Raw genomic sequence first — 19,096 nt, forward strand, 5'->3', positions numbered from 1 at the left:
CCGCCAGACGGATCGTGTCGCTTCGTTTCGCTTCGAGTGGTGGGATGTCCAGTCGACAAAATGATTACCCTAAGGAGTGTCGTCGTGTTCGGCACCGCAAATAAAAGGCAACGTGGCAACGCGACCAAGCGCAGCGGTGGTGAAAATCAGGGGGTACAGGCGTTCGTGATACCACAATTTGGCAAAGTAAAAACCGATTGGCCAAGCAACGTGGTGACGCCCAGCGGCAACCGCTCCAACCAGCCAATCAGAGCCCGCCAGTATAGCGTCTCGGGTCGCTGCGGTCAGGGAAGGGGTTTTCGGCGAGAATTCCGGGTTTTTGGCGGACTCCTGCACGGACATGTAACCCCACAGACTGGCTAAAGCCTCGACTGCCAAGGCAGTTTCTTCCATCGTACTGGTGATGACATCCCCGCTCGACGTTGCCGGCGGAGAATCGCCAGACGCGAAATAGCCTGCGACGGAGGAACCACCACCCCACCCCCCATCTGCATTCTGACTATGGAGGAGGTACTGCACGCCGCGAACAATCGCATCACTGCCCAAGTCGTCAGAAGCGTCCACGAGCACCTTGGCGGTGCCATAAATCGGATTATCTTCTGCAGGCCGATCTTGGTTGCCAAACCACAGCGGCAACCAGGACCCATCGGATTGCTGAGCGGAGCGTAGAAACCGGATTCCTCGCTGGACAGACGCTTCGCTCTGAGCACATGTCGGCATCAACGCGAATGCACGGATCGCATGGGCGGTCAAGTCGGTACTGCTACGGTCAAACGGCAACTTGCCCCAGCCCCGACAAAACGTTGGCCAACCGCCGTCGCGGTTCTGCAATCCAAGCAGCCACTTTTTGCCAGCCGCACAGGCTGCATCGATTTGAGCGGTTTGCTGCGGGTCGACGAAATCTCGCAGCTTTGAAAGCGCAATGATCGCACCGGGCGTATCATCAGCATCGGGAACCGCCCCTGACAGATCCGTCCACCCCCAGCCCCCTGGGTCGGCACCCGTGAATGGATGCCGCTGGCGGTGCTGGCAAGACAACAGCCAACCCACCAGCAACTCGCTGGACCACTCCCGCTTGTCAGTGGGATCATTTGCCAGCGCTGCGACCGACAAAGACGTAACCCAGGTCGCTAAATTCGTATCAATTGGCCAACTGCCTGCTTCATCAACCGATTCCTCCAGAAACCGTAGACCGCTTGCGATAACGCGGTCACGGTTCGCGTTGGGCAGCGGCGAAGTGCTCAGCGTATCGACCAACGACATCACGACGAATGCGGTCAAGGGCGTCGCCTCGAGATACCCACCACTGCCCGGTTGCATTTTCTCAAGCACCTTGAGCGCAGGATTCATCGCTGATCGACGCACCCAAGACCATGGCGGCAGGCAACTCGAACGACAGAATTTGGCTTGCCCAATCGCAACCAGTGCCGGGACCGCGTAACTGACCACCGGCATTCCCAGAAAACGATACATCGACTGGGGAAAAACCGCCGCTTCAAAGGGCAATGCTGCCACCTCGGACCACGGCACCAGACCCGCGATTGCCAAATTATTCAAGATCGGGACGACGAACGTCTTGTCACTGCCATATCGCTCACGCAGCGCCGGGATCCCGCCGGCGGTATCCAAATAGGCTTGCAATGCAGCCTGCGACGCAGCGAACTGTGAACCCTGATGTTCATTGCTGAGACAACGTGCCGCGAGCGTGCGCGCCGCCAGTACGAGATAACTGGTTGCGATGTTGGAATGGCTTAGATCGGTATCACCAAAACCACCATCCGCATTCTGTTGAGTATCCAGCCAATCACAGCCGCGTCGAATCAACTCAAGATATCTGGCATGGTCGACCGACGGCTTCCCCCGTCGAGAGTCACGCCTGTCTGCTCGCACCGGCGGAGCGTTCCGGCTACGAAGATACGCCGCACTCAGTGCGCTGATAGCAGTCGCGGTGCTCAGCGCCGACGCGGACAATCGCCCGGTCCAATGATTGGAGTCTCCCCGGTCGGCGATCAACTCGCGGCGCAGTTGATCGAGTGATTCTCGAACGCGACTGTGGATTTCGGTGGTGTCCAATTACGATAACTCGTTATCGGGTAGTTCCAAACGTCCGCGGGCCTCGTCGGCCCATGGGCTGCCTGGGGCGAGTTCGAGGAAACGCTGCCAATGCCGTTCGGCTTCGATCGGTCGATCGAGCTGATCGAGCAGGCGCGCTAGATTGTAATGCACATCGGCATAGTCATCGTGCAGCGCCAAGGTACCTCGATAAGCCGCCACGGCCAACTCGAGCTGGTTGGTCTCGGCGAGCACCCCCGCCAAGCTCGAGCGAGCTTCGACGAAATCCGGATCCACTTCCAGTGCGGCATAGTATCGCTCCCGGGCGGCAATGACTTCACCCATCCGGTATAGCAATTCCCCGATCTGGAAATGCCAGTCAGCTCGACTGCCGTCTCGAGCCAGCAATGCGTGGTAGCAATCGACGGCGTACGCGAGATCCCCATCGTCTTCGGCCGCGTATGCGGACATCAACAGCTCGTCATCACGCTCAGCGTCGATGTCCAAGTCGTCGACTGGCGGAAAGGCGAGCGAACGCTCCGCTGCCGGTCCCGGAAAACGAATTGAAACGGTAGGGTCTGGATCGCTGTGCGGCGAGTCCAACTCGGCGGCAGCTTGGCCGAGATGGTCAAAGTCAAAACGGAGCTGCCCGCCCGGTTCAATCAGTCCCTCTCCCTGACGCAACAAAACGTGCTTGCCTTCGACCAGAATGGATAGCTGGTCCAAAGGCCGGCGAAGATCAGGAACGATCTCGATCAGTTGCAGCAACCGTCGCTCGATCGCTTCAGGACTGGCACCGGAGGCCACCCAAGCCGCTAAACGCCGCGCCGTCGCGACCTCTTGGAAATCGAAATAAGGCAATCGATGCAACGTGCGTACGGGCTTGATCAGCCCACGGCGATGCCAGCGTCGGATCACGCGGACCGAAACACCGAGCAACTGGGCCAGCATGGCGGGCGTGTGCAGTTTACGAACAGAGTGTTCGCTATCAACTAATCCCAGCCGCTGCCATAGATCGGTCTCATGTAGAATGAGCGATTGGCTCGGTAAACCGCGCCGCCGCGTCGCCTCCTCGATCAATTCCGCTTCGGCCAGCGGTGATTCCTCGGCGCCGATCACGATCCAGTCCACCGCGGCAGAATCCGATTCGACCACGACGGCCCCATAGGACCTCAACAAATTGGTCGCTTCCCGCCGATTCATCCCACCCAGCCGACCAACGATCGTGATTCGCCGGCCGCGGATGGCCGCCTCACCGCCAAGTTCATCCGGTGGCGCTACGTCAGCCTCGCCAGCGAACGCAACATCGTCCGCCTCGTCGAGCTCATCAATGTCGAGGTCAATATCATCCATGGCGGTCATGTTAACAAATCCTCGAGCTTCTGGGCGGACCGGAGCAGGCGAGTCTCTCGGGACGGTAGGCACCGGGCAACGCCGCGAGCTCGGCAGCAGAACTCTCACATCGTCGACGACAGGTCGCGGATCAGATCGACCAGGGACTGGAGGGCGTTTGTCAGTTGGCGGCCCTTGCGGAACGCAGCCACAACATTGACTTGGCCGATCTCATTGGCGAGCGAGCGAGTCTTGACGTGACGCGTCAGTTGCCCCCCGGCACGACTGGCGATGACACCAATCCCCAGTCCCGCGCGAACACAGGCAATCGTGACGGCACTGTTATCCGTCTCGGCGACAATGTTGGTGGGTTGGGCGATCCCCAGCCGAAAGTGAGCCTGTTCAAATTGCTTGCGGCCGATCGTCTGGGCGCTGCCGACAATCAATGGCTCATCACTGAGGTCCTGCAAAGTTAATCGTTGCTGGCGGATTAAACGATGCCGAGGCGGAAGGGCGGCCAAGTATTCCAGCGGGTACAGAGATTGGTAGTCGATACCATCTGCAATCAGATTTTGTGGCGGTTCAATGAGCAACGCTAAATCAGCATGCCCTTCGAGGATCAGTCGCTGCGCGGTCGCGTTGTCGGCCGTCCGCAATCGCATTTTGGCGTCTGGAAACTTCTTTTGAAACCGAAATAGTGGCGCGCCGAGTTCTTCCATCATCATCCGCGATCCGGTCACCAGGCGCAGATGAGGGGTGGATTGCTCCACCTGCTCGGCCAAGCGGTCAAACGTCGACGCGACACTGGCTAGAAGTGGGCGCAGCATCTCGTAGAGCGCATTGCCGCTTGGCGTTGGCACAATGTTCCGTCCCGAACGGCTAAATAACTTGGTTTGGTAGATCTTTTCGAGCGTCTTGACCTGCTCCCATAAGGTCGGCCCGGCCAGACCGAGTGTTTCCGCCGCTCCCGCATATCCGCCACACTCGTAGACATGGCAAAACGTGCTGATCTGCTGCATCGTCAGCGAATCGGTGCGAAGATGTTCGAAGTCGGACATTGTTCATTAGCAATTTTTGAATGAAAGAACGAAATTATACAATGGAACCGACGATTTGTCGCTGCTAAGGTTGCTGGATCGATTCATCACGTCGAATCCCCTTGCCCCACGAGCCCGCCCGGATGCGATTACCAGCACGCGCAATTTTAGTTGCGGCAACATTCATGTTGTCGGTGCTACTGTATGTCGACCGAGTGTGCATTTCAGCGGCCAAGCAAGACGTCGCCGACGAACTCTTGCTCAGCGACCAGCAGATGGGCTGGGTATTTGCAGCCTTCTCGCTGGGCTACGCATTGTTCCAAACGCCCGCAGGATTGCTGGCCGATCGTTTGGGACCGAGACGTGTCTTGGCAGGCATTGTCGCAGTTTGGTCGGTCTTCACAGGATTGACCGCCGCCGCAGGATCGCTGGTGACCATGTTGGTCGTTCGCTTCCTGTTTGGCGCCGGTGAAGCGGGTGCGTTTCCCGGTATGGCAAGGGCCATGTATTCGTGGATCCCCATGCAGGAACGGGGACTCGTCCAAGGAATCAATTTTTCGGGTTCACGAATTGGTGCAGCAGTCACGCTGCCTGTTGTCGCGGCCATGATCTCGCAGTTCGGCTGGCGACCCACGTTCGTCATTTTAATGGCCGTCGGGTTGGTATGGTCGATTCTCTGGTTCGTGTTCTTTCGTGATGACCCTGTCGACGCCGATTGGCTTGGCAGCGACGAACGAGATTACATCCTTGCCAACCGGCAGACTGAATCGGCACCGTCCCAGGCCAATGAAAATGCGTCCTCGTTCTCGCACACCCTTGTTCGCTCGGGCAATGTTCGTGCGTTGTGCATGCAGTACTTCGCTTCCAACTTTATCTTCTTCTTTGGCTTGACTTGGTTCTTTCCGCAGTTGATGAGTCGTTACGGTTTAACTGGCATGGAAGCGAGTTTGTTCACCGCCGTGCCGATGATCTTTGGCGCGTTAGGAAACTGGACCGCAGGCTGGTGGGTTGATCGGTTGTACGCCGGGGGCAATTGGCGGTTATCGCGGCGTTTACCTGCAGCAACCGGATTCGCCCTGGCGGGGATCGGGATCGTTGGAAGCGCCTACGCATCGACACCTTTGTCTTCGTCGATGTGGTTCAGTCTGTGTATTTTCGGTGCCGACATGACGCTTTCGCCATCGTGGAGCACTTGCGTGGACATCGGAAAATCGAGAGCAGGATTGGTCTCGGGGATGATGAATATGGCGGGGAATATCGGGGCCTTTGTGACCTCGCTGGCATTCCCGTATCTGCTGAACTGGACGGGTTCCCCCTTACCTTTTTTCTACATTGCGGCAGCGTTGAACTTGATCGCGATCGGCATGTGGTTTCGCATTGATCCGACCGTGCCGCTACAGGAGTCCGCTTGATGAGTCTCTCACCCAAATCGCCGACGCCTAATCCACACCACCGTCACGGCCTGCTGATCGGCGCCGGCTACTTTAGCGACTTTCACTTGGATGCTTGGAAGCGGAGCGCGCGAGCGAGCATCGTGGCGGTATGCGATACAGACGCAGACAAGGCCAACGCGGCGGCAGACAAGTACAGCATCGAACATGTCTTTACTGACATTGCCGACGCGCTGGCGCTGCGTGATATTGACTTCGTTGATATCGCGACAGGACCCACGCACCGATTGGAGCTGATGCGGCAGGTCATACCGCGTCAGCTACCGATCATCTGCCAAAAGCCCTTAGCAAACGATTTCGCTAGCGCATCGCTGATCCTGGAAATGGCGTCTTCGGCGGGCGCTCCGTTCATGGTGCATGAAAACTTCCGGTTTCAGCCCTGGTACCGCGAAATCAAACGGCTGCTCGACAGCGGCGTCATCGGGCATCAACTGCATACGCTCACCATGCGTACGCGAATGGGAGACGGTTGGGGGGCGGACGCATATCTGGGGCGTCAGCCTTACTTCCGCACCATGCCGCGATTGCTGATCCAAGAGACGGGCGTGCATTTCATCGATACGTTTCGCTATCTTGCCGGCGAGGTCGCGGAGTGTTCGGCGAGGTTGCGGCGAATCAACGATGTGATCCAGGGTGAAGATGCGTGCCTGTTGACTTTGGAAATGGACAACGGTGTCATCGCGGTCTGGGACGCCAATCGCTACAACGAATCCGATTGTGAAGATCCCAGGTACACGTTTGGTCGATTTTGCGCCGAAGCCGACGGCGGTACCATCACGCTTTCACCCGACGGCGAAATCACCATCCATCAGCTCGGCCAGCCCGCCAACCACCACGACTACGTTCACACGCGTCATGGCTTTGCTGGCGACTGCGTGATGGCCTGCCAAGAACATTTTCTTGACGTGCTCGACGGACACGCCGTGTGCGAGACGTCCCCGGACGAATACCGAAAAACGTTGCAGGTTGTCGAAGCCGCCTATGAGTCGGCGGGTGGCTTTCGCACACAGCCAATCGAGCCTTCACGCGTCCCTATCGCGACGAAATCTCCAACCGCAGCCCGCCCCCGATCGCAGCGAGCCTGTCCTCCCCCGGAAACGATGAAGCGTGTCATCGACTTGAGCCTCCCGGTGACGGGGACGATGCCAGGCGTTGAAATAAAATCATGTAAGACAATCGAAACCGAGGGCTGGAACGCAACAACGCTGTCGCTGTACTCCCATGCGGGCACACATATGGACGCGCCAAGGCATTTCTTGCCCGCAGGAGCAACCTTGGACGCACAAGACCTCTCGGTATGTTGCGGGGCAGCACGCTTGGTGAACTTGCCCGACACACCCCCGCGTCATCTGATTACGGTTGACGAGGTGGTGGAATCGATCGGGGAAGTATTTGCGGGCGATCGACTGATCTTTCGGACGGATTGGCATCGGCGTTTTGGCACGCCCGCGTACCGCGACGAGCTGCCTCGGATCTCACTCGAGTTAGCGCAGTGGCTGGTCCAAATGCAAGTCGCTCTGATTGGTGTTGAGCCGCCGTCGGTCGCCGACGTCAACAATCGAATTGAATTAACCGAAGTCCATCAGACATTGTTTCGCGGTAACGTGGTGATCGTCGAGGGCCTCGCAAATCTCGATCAGCTCACCGGGGCGGAGTTTGAGTTTATCGCACTGCCTTTGAACATCAGCGGCGGCGATGGTTGCCCCGTGCGTGCGATTGCGATCCTAGGTGATGAGGGAGCGCGATGATGTCGCGACGACTCGGCTGCATCGCCGACGACTACACGGGAGCCACCGATTTGTGTTCGATGCTGGTGCGCGCCGGTCGGCGGGTGATCCAGTGTTTCGGAGTTCCCGATCCGGACCAACGCATCGATCTCCAGGACGCCGACGCAGTCGTGGTGGCACTGAAGTCACGTTCCATTGCCGCCGACAAAGCCGTCAAGCAATCTCTGGACGCCCTTCACTTTCTCCAATCCTGGGGTGCTGATCGCTTTTTCTATAAATATTGCTCGACTTTTGATTCCACCAACCAGGGAAATATCGGTCCGGTAGCCGACGCGTTAGCGGCAGAATTAGGTGTCGAGCAGCTATTCTTCTGCCCCGCGTTTCCGGAGAATGGACGCACCGTGCATTGCGGCCACCTATTTGTCAATGGAGTGCTGCTGAGCGAGAGCGGGATGCGTGATCACCCGCTCAATCCGATGACCGACAGCAACCTGGTTCGCGTCCTCCAAGCCCAGACAGCGTGCCCGGCCGGTTGGCTGTCAACGCATGCCCGGCGAGAGCCTGCGAGTGCATCTCGCATTGTCGTCGACGCGATCACTGACGACGACCTGCAGTCCGCCGCCTCGTTGGCGAGCGAGCACCTGCTGTTAACGGGCGGTTCGGCCATCGCTCGTTACTGGGCTGAGGCGATCGGGATTCGTCGCTCAGGACGTTGGGATGCAGGAGCGATGAACGCCAGCGATCGCGTCGCGTTTAACGGCACTGATCGCGGAGCGACCAGCGACAACTGCGTGGTGTTGGCAGGCAGTTGTTCCGATGCAACTCGCATCCAGGTTGCTGAGTTTGAGAAAACGCACCCGGCATGGCACCTCAATGTTGCTGACCAGGCGTCGCCGGACTTGATTGCCGAAGAGACGCTGCGTTGGTGCGAGGAGCAGTGGAGTCAATCCAATCAACCGTTGCTGATCAGCTCGGCAGCAAACCCGGAAGTTGTCGCGGCGGCGCGTGCCCGCTGGGGTGAGTGGGAGGCGGCCAGTCGCACCGAATCGATTTTCGCATCAGTTGCCAGTGGGCTGGCTGAGCGTGGAATCAGACGACTCATTGTGGCCGGTGGCGAGACATCGGGCACAGTCGTCGGGGCGTTAAAGATTCCCGCAGTGCGGATTGGATACGAAATTGCGCCGGGGGTACCATGGGTAACCTCCACGGGTTCCCCTTCAATATCACTAGCGTTGAAGTCCGGCAATTTCGGTGGCCCCCGTTTCTTTTTTGATGCACTGGAGACGTCACCATGAGTGAACGAGAATTGCGTGAACGGATGGCGCAGCAGGGACGTTCAATTTATGAGCGTGGCTTGACCGCAGGCAGTTCCGGCAACATCAGCGTCCGACTGCCCGACGGCGTCCTCGTGACACCCACGAATTCGTGCTTGGGGCGTCTGGACCCCGACGAAATTTCGCGGCTTGATTCGGTCGGGAATTTACTGTCGGGAAAGCCGCCTTCGAAGGAATCGTTTCTGCATCTGGCCTATTACAATGCTCGATCCCAAGAGCAGGCGGTCGTTCATCTGCATTCAACGTGGTCAGTCGCCGTCAGTTGTTTAGCAGACATCGACCCTGCCAACGCGATTCCGCCGATCACGGCGTACTTCGTTATGCGAGTTGGCAAGTTGCCTCTCGTCCCCTACTTTCCCCCAGGCGACGAAGAGCTGGCCGATGCTGTGGGGCGCGCCGCAAAGTCCTCACGAGGTGCCTTGCTCGCCAACCACGGCCCCGTCATCGGCGCAATTGACTTGGACCAAGCCGTCTACGCAATCGAAGAACTTGAAGAAACTGCAAAGTTGTTTTTGATGCTGCGCGGTTTACCGACCCGTTACCTCACCGACGCACAGGTCGCCGACCTGTGAGCCATTTCCCTTTCCATTGCAGGCCGGCAGCCTGCACTACTTAGGACAACCATGAGCCAACCCACCTTTGCGATCGCGGTTACGTTTCGCATCAAGCCTGAACATGTCGATGCGTTTCAAACGCGTGTCTTGGAACAAGCACGCGACTCCGTTGACCGTGAACCTGGCTGTCATCAGTTCGACGTGCTCGTCGCGGAATCGGATCCGGCGACGTTCGCGTTGTATGAAACCTATACCGATGCGGCAGCGTTCGCTGACCATAAATTGACACCTCACTTTTTGGATTTTGATGCCACGGTCTCCGACTGGGTCGAGTCGAAAGACGTCCGTCGACTGATGCTGTTGGGGAGCTAGTTGATGAAAACCTACAATATCGCTGCTTTACCTGGCGATGGGATCGGGCCGGAATGCATGGATGCCACCTGCATCGTGCTGGACCGAATGCAAGCCAAAACACCCGGCCTCCAACTCGCGATCACTCCCCATCGAGCAGGCGCAGAACTGTATCGTGAGACAGGTGTGACGCTGCCTGAGGCGGTCGTGCAGGAATGCATCGACGCCGATGCTGTCCTGCTGTCTGCAATTGGTCTTCCCGACGTGCGGTTTCCCGACGGTACGGAAGTTCAGCCGACGATGATGGTGGGACTGCGCCGGGCGCTCGACGTTCACTCCGCCGTCCGGCCGGTCAAACTCTATCCAGGTGCTCCCGGCGTTCTGAAGGACAACGGGCCCGGCATCGACTTCGTCGTCATTCGTGAAAACCTCGAAGGCTTGTTTGCCTCCTTCGGAGGTGGTGCGAAGGTTGGACGGGAAGTCGCCACCGACACGATGGTGATCACCCGCGCGGGAACGTCGCGCGTCTCTGATTTTGCATTCCGCTTAGCCCAACGGCGCAATGGACGTCCGAGTGATGGCAAGAAGCTGGTCACGTGCGTGGACAAAGCAAATGTTTTCCGCAGCATGGCGTTCTTCCGTGAAGTCTTCATGGACGTGGCGAAATCCTATCCTGACATCGACAACGGTGCGGTGTACGTGGATGCCATGAGCCTTTACATGGTTCAAAACCCTTGGGATTTTGACGTCCTGGTGATGGAGAACCAATTCGGTGACATCCTGTCGGACCTTGGGGCGGGTTTAGTTGGTGGATTGGGACTGGGACCTTCCGCTGAGATCGGCGAGGAACATGCTTTATTCCAACCCTCCCATGGTACCGCGCCACAACTGGCTGGCAAAAACGTGGCCAATCCAATGGCGACGATTCTTTCGGCCGCCATGATGCTCGATTGGCTCGGCGACCGGTATCGAGATGACGTCTGCACGGCAGCAGCCGTGAGACTCGAAGGTGCTGTCGCTCAAGTGCTCGCTGACGGGCGTGTTCGAACGCCCGACATTGGCGGGACTGCGTCGACCACCGAGGTGGCCAATGCCATTGCCGACGCGATCACCGACACCTGATTTCGAACCACAGGACCACCTGTGTGCCCAGCCCGACCCGACCCGACGGGCTGGGTTTCGGGTCCCGGGCCTCGACCATGCTGGGCCGACGGCCCGACTGACGTACCCAGGGCGTTGCCCTGTCAGGCATATTGCTGGGCCGTTGGCCCGGAGATTATTTCTAACCCTCCTACGTTGAGATCAATCATGAATCGAATTGCTTTCCCCACCGTCCTGCTGTTGGCGGCTTGCTGCCAGCTTGCCGGGGCGCAGCAGCCGATTGTCGACGACTCCCTTGTGTTTGGCGAGGTTGACGGTCTCGTCGCCGTCGAAGCCGAACACTTTTTTCGTCAAACGGAAACGGACGCGCGCGCGTTCTACCTGACCCACGAAGGGGCGACGCCAGATGTCCAGCCCGATGGCGATCCCAATCATTCTGCCGGGGCCAGCGGCGGCGCCTACTTGGAAATCCTCCCGGACACTCGTCGCACCCACGCCGACAAACTGATCCATGGCACCAATTTCTCGCCTACTCCAGGCAAAATGGCCGTGCTCTCATACAAAGTGCACGTCCAAAACCCAGGTCGGTACTACGTCTGGGTGCGGGCCTATTCAACAGGCGGCGAAGACAATGGATTGCATGTGGGCATCGACGGAACATGGCCCGAAAGCGGCCAACGTCTCCAGTGGTGCCAGGGCAAAAACGCTTGGCGTTGGGAAAGTAAGCAGCGCACCGAAAAGGTGCACTGTGGAGAGCCTTACAAGATCTTCCTCGATATCGAGAAAGCGGGCGAGCACACAATTTCATTTTCGATGCGGGAAGATGGTTTCGAGTTCGATAAATGGTTGATGACCTCGGATCGCGATTTCCAGCGGCCTGACGATGCAGGCCCTCCTGCGGAAATCAAGGCGGGAAAGCTGCCCACGAGTTTTCCGGCAGTACAGACGGCTCCGGCGGCTGCGACGACTCAGTCCCGAGCGACCGAGCAAGTGGGCAGTGGCGACCAAACCGGGTTGAGCATGCCCGCTACCATGTTCGCCGACGGAAAGGTCAGCAACTACTATCTCGATGGCGAAAAGTGGTTGGCGATCAATCCCGATCAAGCAAACAGTGGTGCGGCCGAACGCACGTTTCCCTACCCCACCGGTCACTACGATGTTACGCTTAAAACCGTCGGGGAGAACGATGGACGATCGAACTATGTCGTCAGCGTCGATGGAGAGAAGATTGGCAACTATCAATCCCCTTTGGCACCGAGCACGACCGAGGAAGGTAAGAAGTATCACGCCACCTGGAAGAACATCAATATTACCGAAGGTGCAATCATTGCCGTCGGCTCGACCATTGGCAGCGTCGGTGGAGACCAGCATAGCCGTGCACGCTGGAGCGAAGTCACCTTCACACCGGTAGACGCCGAGACTCGCCTCGCTGCCAAACCCTACTTGGCCGAACAAGCGCGGGCTGCCAACTCGCAAGCAGCGAACTCCCGTCCGTCAAGTCCAACCAATCCAGTCAGTTCAAAGCCCCTGCACGAGCCTCGCCAACCCGATGGAGACGGCAGTGTTCGCATCAGCGGAGAGCAGAAGGTATGGCACAAGGTCACACTCGATCTGAGCGGCCCTTATGCTCATGAGCAAGACAACGCGCCGAATCCGTTTACCGACGACCGGATGACGGTGACTTTCACCCATTCCGGTGGCCAACAGGTCATTGTGCCCGGCTTCTTTGCTGCCGACGGGAACGCTGCCAACACGTCCGCCCAGGACGGAACAGTCTGGCGTGCCTTATTCGCTCCCGATCAAGCGGGCGAGTGGTCGTATTCAGTCTCGTTCGTTCAAGGGAAAAACGCGGCCTTGGATGCCAAGGCACCATCGAAACCACTGGCAGCCTATGATGGCAAGCAAGGCAAATTCGAAATTACAGCGTCGGACAAGCAGGGACGCGACTTGCGCGCTCACGGGCGACTGCAGTACGTGGGCAAGCACTATCTTCAGTTCGCAGGATCGAAAGAGTACTTCCTCAAAGCCGGTGCGGATGCTCCTGAAACGCTGCTCGCATTTGCTGATTTTGATAATACCGTTGCCGGCAACCCTAAAAAGGCACCCCTGAAGACCTGGGCTGCTCATGAACAGGATTGGAAGCAAGGTGACCCCACCTGGCAAAACGGCAAAGGCAAGGGGCTGATCGGCGCCGTCAACTATCTTTCAGGCAAGGGGTGCAATGCATTCTCATTCTTGACTTACAACGCTGGTGGCGACGGTGACAATGTTTGGCCATTCATCCATCGGGATGACAAGCTGCACTACGACTGCAGCAAACTCGACCAATGGGGAACGGTCTTTGACCATGGTACTGCCCTGGGCATGTACCTGCACTTCAAGATGCAAGAGACTGAGAACGATGACCATACCCGCGGGACAGGCGGCAAGGGTGGACGTGTCAATGAGTCGCTCGACGGTGGCGATCTCGGCGTGCAGCGAAAACTGTATTGTCGAGAGATCATTGCTCGGTTTGGACATAACCTTGCACTGAACTGGAACATTGGCGAAGAGAACACACAGTCGACCGCGCAAGTCAAAGCAATGATCGACTACATCGCCGAGACCGATCCGTACGATCACAACATCGTGATTCACACTTTCCCGAGCCAGCAGGACAAAGTCTACAAGCCGCTATTGGGCGATCAGTCCAAATTGACGGGCGTGTCGCTGCAGAACAGCAGCCTCGAGACGACCCACGCTCAGACCGTCAAATGGGTCAACGAGTCATCCGAAGCAGGCAAACCGTGGATCGTAGCATTTGACGAATCGGGTTCTGCCGCCCACGCCCAATGTCCCGACCTGGGCTATCAAGGTTTCGACGGCCATGACCGCTCAGGAAAAATGGTCTACACCCAACATAAGGTTCGCAAGGAAACCCTGTGGGGGACACTCATGGGTGGGGGTGCTGGCTGCGAATATTACTTCGGATACCAATTCGATCAAAACGACATCGTTTGCGAAGACTGGCGAAGCCGCGACCAGAGTTGGGACTATTGCCGCATCGCGATTAACTTTTTCCATGATCATAAGATCCCGTTTTGGGAAATGAAAAACGCGGACGATTTGGTCGGCAATCCAAAGCACGACACGTCGCGGTTCTGCTTCGCCAAGGACGACGAGGTTTATCTCGTTTACCTACCTAGCGGTGGAGAAGCAGAGTTGGATTTAAGCGGTGCGGCGAGCGATTTCACCGTCGCTTGGTTCAACCCACGCAGTGGTGGCGAGTTAGCCAGCGGCAGCGTCGAAATAGTTAGCGGCGGCGGAACTGTTTCATTGGGGTTACCGCCCGCCGATGCCAACGAAGATTGGTTGGTCGTTTTGAAGGCCAAACAAGACCAAGTCGCTCAGCGTCCACTCCATTGGCAGCGGATCGATACCAACGACCAGCCACACGCGCGGCACGAAGCTGGATTGGTCGAATGCGACGGGAAGATGTATCTGATCGGTGGCCGGCGAATCCAACCCGTTGATATTTTTGACCCGACCACCCAAACGTGGACTCACGGCGCCAAGCCGCCGATCGAAGTCCATCATTTCCAAGGCGTGGTCTGGAACCATCGCATCTATTTGGCGAGCGCGATGACGGGAAAGTACCCGCGAGAAACCTCCATCGAACGTGTTCTCATCTATGATCCCCGTGCAGATGAGTGGTCATGGGGACCGGAGATTCCGCAAGGCCGTCAACGCGGCGGCGCGGGCGTTGTCTTGAATGACGACGCACTGTATTTAGTTTGTGGAATTCGAAATGGTCATTGGGACGGCTGGGTGCCGTGGCTCGATCGACTCGACCTGAAAACGGGTGCGTGGGAGAGCTTAGCAGACGCACCCCGCGTCCGCGATCACTTCCAAGCCATGGTCATCGACGGCAAACTCTACGCTGCAGGTGGACGCAAAACATCGGCGGTCAACAAACACGTTTTTGATCTTACCATTCCTGAAGTCGACGTGCTCGATTTGGAAAGTGGCACTTGGTCGACGCTGCCGACGACGAGCAACCTGCCTTCGCCCCGTGCAGGGTGCTTTGCATTTCGCTTGGGCGACGAGTTGCTGATCGCCGGAGGTGAATCGGAGCAACAGGACGCTCACGACCAGATTCATGCACTCGACACCCACTCAGGGGAGTGGCGCGTGATGTCGGTGTTCGCGGAAGGTCGTCACGGAACCGGCATCGGGCAATATCAGGACATGCTCTTTACCGCTGGCGGCGCGGGCAGTCGCGGCGGCGGTCAAGAACTCAACTCGACCGAGATGTTGGTGCTAACAGGGAAGTAAAATTTGGCCCATGACACGTGGGCGAGTCTCGTTGAGATTCGCCCACGCTGCGCATTTAGATGTAATAGGCCAATCAAGATTCAGCATCTGTTGGAGCCCGATGTGAGAGACGTTCTCCGCCTGACGCGGATCGGCAGAGCGATCCGGCAAATGTACCAGGCGAATCTAGCGTTCACGGACAAACGATCGCGGACGGTTACTCACTTTGCTCGTTTTGCTGGCGTTCCCGCCGCATCTCCGCACCGCGATCTTTCATGTTGGTCAGCTCCTCGCTGGAGAGAGCACCGTCCTCGTCGCGATCTGCAAACTTGATGAGTCGTTGGCCTCCCTCAGGCAGCTTGGTCAGTTCATCCGCGGACAGGGATCCGTCACCGTTCGCGTCCAGCTTCAATAGCCGTTCTGTCATCGATGAAGCGTCGCGTGGTCGACCTTGACCGGTTGCTGGCTTCTCGCGATCCTGATCCCGTGCCTTGTCACCGTGCGGACCGCGATCCTGATCGCGGGGTCCACCTTCACGTGTTGCATCCTGACGGGGCTGTCCGTCAGGTCGGCCCCCTCGCTCCCGTGTACCTTGAGCATCATCCATGCGCCCTCGTCCGCCACGATTGTGATCGCTTCGCCGCTGATCGCCTCGCCGCTGATCACCGTGCGCCTGATCACCGTGCCCGTGCACGCCTTGCCGTTGTACACCTCGTCCCCGGCCACCACGTCCGAGGCCTCCACGACCGAAGTTGCGTCGCCCTCGAGCGAGATCTCCACGTCCTCGCCCACCACGACCGACATCGCCACGTCCCCTCGAACCGCGTACAAAGTCTCCGCGTCGATGTGCACCACGGGCGAAGTCACCGCGACTTCTTTCGCCGCGGCGATAGTCGCCACGGCCGTGTCCACCGCCAGCCCGTACTCCTCGCCCGCTACGTGATCGGTCCCGATCGCGAACACCATCACGACCGGACCGGCGTACGTCGTATTGCGGCGGTCCGAATTGGCCGGCCATCCGAGGTCGCAGTTCACTCTTATCGAGCTTGCCATCTTCGTTCTTGTCGAGCTTCTTCAATGCCTCCGACGCGTTTGCAATCTCGTCGCTCGAGATGTCCCCATCTTTGTCCGCATCGAGTGCGGCAACCATAGGCAGCATTTGCATCAGGCTGCCAGGTCCAGAGGGGCCGCCGCGGCCGCGAGAAAATTCTGGGCTGCGGTGCGTCCCCGGACCCTCGGGATGAGCCTGCGGACCCTGCTCACCATGTTGACCAGGTTCCGCCTGCTGATCACGTTCACCTCGATCACGCTCACCGCGATCACGTTCACTTCGATCACGATCCCCGCGAGGTGGCTGACCGTCGCGAACATTTCGCTCGGGGGGCGCGGCCGATATGACTGGGGTGAACGTCCACACCATCCCAGCGACCAATAACAGACTCAGTGATTTCCTACGCATTTTCCAACGCCTAACTCAAGAAGAGGGGAAGAGAATTGTTTCGTTTTCCTCAAGACATCTAACCTGACGATCGCACAAAGGTTTCGGCGAGTTTCTACGATTGCTCTCGAGGCAGCGGAGCTTGCCAACCAAATCAATTCGCGTTCAGGGTTGCGATTGGTGCACAGAAGACCGGCGCAGGATCTCATCGAAAAACCTTGCTGATCCCTTAGCCTATGGAGCTGCTTGACAGGCCAAATCGTCTGAACATGCTCACGCGATCTGATGAGCACCCCATGCCTAAATACTTAACAAAAGTAGTTAGTACAGTTGAATCTCCACGCGAGCTGAAATCGAATCATGAGTCTCATCGCATTGCTGAGTGCGGTTTCTGGTCACCTGCCTCAACAGCACATGCGACCTGTCACGTGATGTCCGTTTCCATCGATGGACTCGCAGCCTGCCCCTCGCGGCCCCGCGTCCGCCGCGCACGACATGGAGTGCTGGCGAACGGCGTCCATGGCCGAGGCTCCATCGGCGCGGCAGCGACCATTGACAAAGATCGCGATCCGAGCGATCTGGCGCGTATCCCGCCGCTCGTGGATGCAGCACACACCGCAGGTCTTCCCGCCGCCGAAATCAATTGGCCAGGCACCCGAGAATCGAATTCGTTTGACAATTCATTCTCAACGTGAATGACGCACTCAGCGACGGCCGACCGCTCGACGCGGCGCTGGTTAGCGGCACTAACTGAAAAACAGACGCAGTGGATCTTCTCGCGAGACTCTACCGACGGGATCTTTGGCAAGATCCACTGCGGAGAACGCGGTGTGTCGCCCGGGACGATGGTCCCAAGCTACGGTTTTTTGCCGGCGATAATCGCGGCGAGATCCGCTTTCATCTGTGCCGCAATCTCAGGGTGCTCGTCGATCACATTATGCTGCTCTGCAGGATCCTGTTCGAGGTCGAACAGCATGAACTTGGGCACCTTGCGATTCTGCAGTGGCTCTTCAACGACAACGTTTCTCGCCTGTCCCGAAGCGTGCTGTTGCAGCTTCCACTTGCCTTTGCGAAATCCAAAATCGCCTCCATTCCCATTGTCCTGCTGCACCAGCCATGAGCGACCTTGACTGTCCTCACGTCCCAAAAGTGCCTCGGATACGTCAACGCTATCCTGACAAACGTTCGCGGGCATGTCCTGCCCGACAATCGCGGCTAAACTCGCCGCCAGGTCGATAGTGCAGACGAGTGCGTCACTCACCCCGGGCTCAATGTGTCCCTTCCAACGGGTGACAAATGGGATGCGGGTGCCGCCTTCGTAAACACTGTATTTGCCACCGGTGTACACGCCCGCGGCGCGGTGATCACCAATCTTTTCGATCGCTCCGTCCTTATACCCGTCATCGAGTACCGGGCCGTTGTCACTGGTCAAGATAACGAGTGTGTTCTCAGCGAGATTGAGTCGATCGAGGGTCTTCATGAGTTCGCCGACGCACCAGTCAAACTCAACAATACAATCGCCACGATAGCCGAGGGTGGTCTTGCCTTGAAAGCGCTCATGAGGCATGCGGGGCACATGGATGTCATGTGCTGAGAAGAACAAAAAGAATCGCTCGTCCTGATGCTGTTCGATAAACTCATTGGACTTTTCAACCCACTTGTCGGCCAAGTCTTCGTCGCGGAAACGGGCGGAATTCCCACCGGTGTAGAAACCAATTCGGCTAATGCCGTTGTGGATGGTGCCGTTGTGCCCATGCGACCAATCCATCCGCAATGAATCACGTTCTGAAATCCCCGTCGGGTAGTCCTTGCTCGGCTTTTTATTGCCGACCCACAACGGATCGGCGGGGTCGAGGTTCAATACCCGATGGTCTTGTACATAGACCTGAGGAACCCGGTCATTCGTCGTCGGTAACAAAAAACAAGAATCAAAGCCGATCTCGAGGGGCCCGGGTTTCAATTCTCCATTCCAGTCCGGACCGCCTTTGTCTCCCAAACCTAGGTGCCATTTGCCAACGACGCCCGTCGCATATCCAGCCTGTCCAAGCAGAGAGGCAATTGTCTCGGTGCCCGGCTTGATGATCGCTGGCGCGTTGGGTGCCGCAATGCCCGTACCGGCCGTGCGAAACGCGTAGTCGCCCGTCAGAAATGAGTAGCGAGTCGGCGTGCAAGTCGACGCCGAGCAGTATCCGTCGGTAAACCGTATCCCTTCGGACGCCAGTTGATCGATATTGGGAGTCTGGAGCGCCGTGGCGCCGTTGCACGACACATCACCGTAACCGAGATCGTCCGCCATGATCACGATAATGTTGGGCGATTCAGGCGTGGCAGCAGGCAGGACAGCGCCACCAAACGAAGTGAAGCACAACGCGGCGAAGACCGCCGCACGAAACGAGTAGGTTTTGCTCATGGAGTGTTTTTATTAG

The 19,096-nt window shown here is 57.9% G+C and carries 15 protein-coding genes and 1 pseudogene; 9 read left to right on the forward strand and 7 right to left on the reverse strand.

Annotated elements, in window-relative coordinates; genetic code table 11:
• Nucleotides 1-69: 69 nt before the first annotated feature.
• The 3 genes from Poly21_RS12115 to Poly21_RS12125 all read right to left on the reverse strand — a co-directional run bounded on the left by Poly21_RS12115 (nucleotide 70) and on the right by Poly21_RS12125 (nucleotide 4,442).
• Nucleotides 70-2,073 (reverse strand): prenyltransferase/squalene oxidase repeat-containing protein, encoded by a 2,004-nt coding sequence (locus tag Poly21_RS12115; protein WP_146407293.1) that lies wholly within the window; start codon nucleotides 2,071-2,073, stop codon nucleotides 70-72.
• Entirely contained in the window at nucleotides 2,074-3,405 is a 1,332-nt protein-coding gene (locus tag Poly21_RS12120; RefSeq protein ID WP_436967509.1) for a helix-turn-helix domain-containing protein, read from the reverse strand.
• A gap of 104 nt (nucleotides 3,406-3,509) precedes the next feature.
• Nucleotides 3,510-4,442, reverse strand: a complete 933-nt coding sequence (locus Poly21_RS12125) for a LysR family transcriptional regulator (protein ID WP_146407295.1) — start codon at nucleotides 4,440-4,442, stop codon at nucleotides 3,510-3,512.
• A 122-nt stretch (nucleotides 4,443-4,564) separates the two neighbouring features.
• Between Poly21_RS12125 and Poly21_RS12130 the strand changes: the two genes are divergently transcribed.
• The 7 genes from Poly21_RS12130 to Poly21_RS12165 all read left to right on the forward strand — a co-directional run bounded on the left by Poly21_RS12130 (nucleotide 4,565) and on the right by Poly21_RS12165 (nucleotide 15,253).
• Nucleotides 4,565-5,833 (forward strand): MFS transporter, encoded by a 1,269-nt coding sequence (locus Poly21_RS12130; protein ID WP_146407296.1) that lies wholly within the window; start codon nucleotides 4,565-4,567, stop codon nucleotides 5,831-5,833.
• On the forward strand, nucleotides 5,833-7,620 hold the full coding sequence (locus Poly21_RS28295; RefSeq protein WP_367302549.1) for a cyclase family protein: 1,788 nt from the start codon (nucleotides 5,833-5,835) through the stop codon (nucleotides 7,618-7,620). Before Poly21_RS12130 ends, Poly21_RS28295 begins: the two co-directional genes overlap by 1 nt.
• Nucleotides 7,617-8,894 (forward strand): 3-oxo-tetronate kinase, encoded by a 1,278-nt coding sequence (otnK, locus tag Poly21_RS12145; protein ID WP_146407297.1) that lies wholly within the window; start codon nucleotides 7,617-7,619, stop codon nucleotides 8,892-8,894. Before Poly21_RS28295 ends, otnK begins: the two co-directional genes overlap by 4 nt.
• The gene (gene otnC, locus Poly21_RS12150; protein WP_146407298.1) at nucleotides 8,891-9,505 is read left to right on the forward strand and encodes a 3-oxo-tetronate 4-phosphate decarboxylase; all 615 of its coding nucleotides are present in this window, start codon (nucleotides 8,891-8,893) and stop codon (nucleotides 9,503-9,505) included. The genes otnK and otnC overlap by 4 nt, the downstream gene beginning before the upstream one ends.
• A gap of 51 nt (nucleotides 9,506-9,556) precedes the next feature.
• Nucleotides 9,557-9,859, forward strand: a complete 303-nt coding sequence (locus Poly21_RS12155; RefSeq protein WP_146407299.1) for a putative quinol monooxygenase — start codon at nucleotides 9,557-9,559, stop codon at nucleotides 9,857-9,859.
• A 3-nt stretch (nucleotides 9,860-9,862) separates the two neighbouring features.
• Nucleotides 9,863-10,960: an isocitrate/isopropylmalate dehydrogenase family protein gene (locus tag Poly21_RS12160; RefSeq protein ID WP_146407300.1), complete on the forward strand. Its 1,098-nt coding sequence runs from the start codon at nucleotides 9,863-9,865 to the stop codon at nucleotides 10,958-10,960.
• 186 nt (nucleotides 10,961-11,146) lie between these two features.
• Nucleotides 11,147-15,253 carry a Kelch repeat-containing protein gene (locus Poly21_RS12165; RefSeq protein ID WP_302118757.1) on the forward strand — a complete coding sequence of 1,369 codons (4,107 nt, stop codon included), beginning with the start codon at nucleotides 11,147-11,149 and terminating at the stop codon, nucleotides 15,251-15,253.
• Nucleotides 15,254-15,449: 196 nt separating this feature from the next.
• On the opposite strand, the gene Poly21_RS27455 is transcribed toward Poly21_RS12165, so the two are convergent.
• From Poly21_RS27455 to Poly21_RS28300, 3 genes and pseudogenes are all read right to left on the reverse strand, one after another.
• Nucleotides 15,450-15,659, reverse strand: coding sequence for a penta-EF hand family protein (locus Poly21_RS27455; protein ID WP_302118759.1), 210 nt, complete (start codon nucleotides 15,657-15,659; stop codon nucleotides 15,450-15,452).
• Nucleotides 15,656-16,285, reverse strand: coding sequence for a hypothetical protein (locus Poly21_RS27460; RefSeq protein ID WP_302118760.1), 630 nt, complete (start codon nucleotides 16,283-16,285; stop codon nucleotides 15,656-15,658). Before Poly21_RS27460 ends, Poly21_RS27455 begins: the two co-directional genes overlap by 4 nt.
• Nucleotides 16,281-16,397: pseudogene (locus Poly21_RS28300) on the reverse strand (hypothetical protein); the annotation flags it as partial. The gene Poly21_RS27460 and the pseudogene Poly21_RS28300, both read right to left, overlap by 5 nt.
• 99 nt (nucleotides 16,398-16,496) lie before the next feature.
• Between Poly21_RS28300 and Poly21_RS27465 the strand changes: the two are divergent.
• Together Poly21_RS27465 and Poly21_RS12180 are read left to right on the forward strand one after the other, a co-directional pair.
• Entirely contained in the window at nucleotides 16,497-16,667 is a 171-nt protein-coding gene (locus Poly21_RS27465; protein ID WP_302118761.1) for a hypothetical protein, read from the forward strand.
• Nucleotides 16,668-17,101: 434 nt separating this feature from the next.
• A complete protein-coding gene (locus Poly21_RS12180; RefSeq protein WP_146407302.1) occupies nucleotides 17,102-17,365 on the forward strand; it encodes a hypothetical protein in 264 nt (87 codons plus the stop codon).
• A 161-nt stretch (nucleotides 17,366-17,526) separates the two neighbouring features.
• Here Poly21_RS12180 and Poly21_RS12185 read toward each other — a convergent pair whose 3' ends face one another.
• Nucleotides 17,527-19,080, reverse strand: coding sequence for a sulfatase family protein (locus Poly21_RS12185; RefSeq protein ID WP_146407303.1), 1,554 nt, complete (start codon nucleotides 19,078-19,080; stop codon nucleotides 17,527-17,529).
• Nucleotides 19,081-19,096: the final 16 nt, after the last annotated feature.

Origin of the sequence: Allorhodopirellula heiligendammensis, assembly GCF_007860105.1 — a bacterium.
Taxonomy (GTDB): Bacteria; Planctomycetota; Planctomycetia; order Pirellulales; family Pirellulaceae; genus Rhodopirellula; species Rhodopirellula heiligendammensis.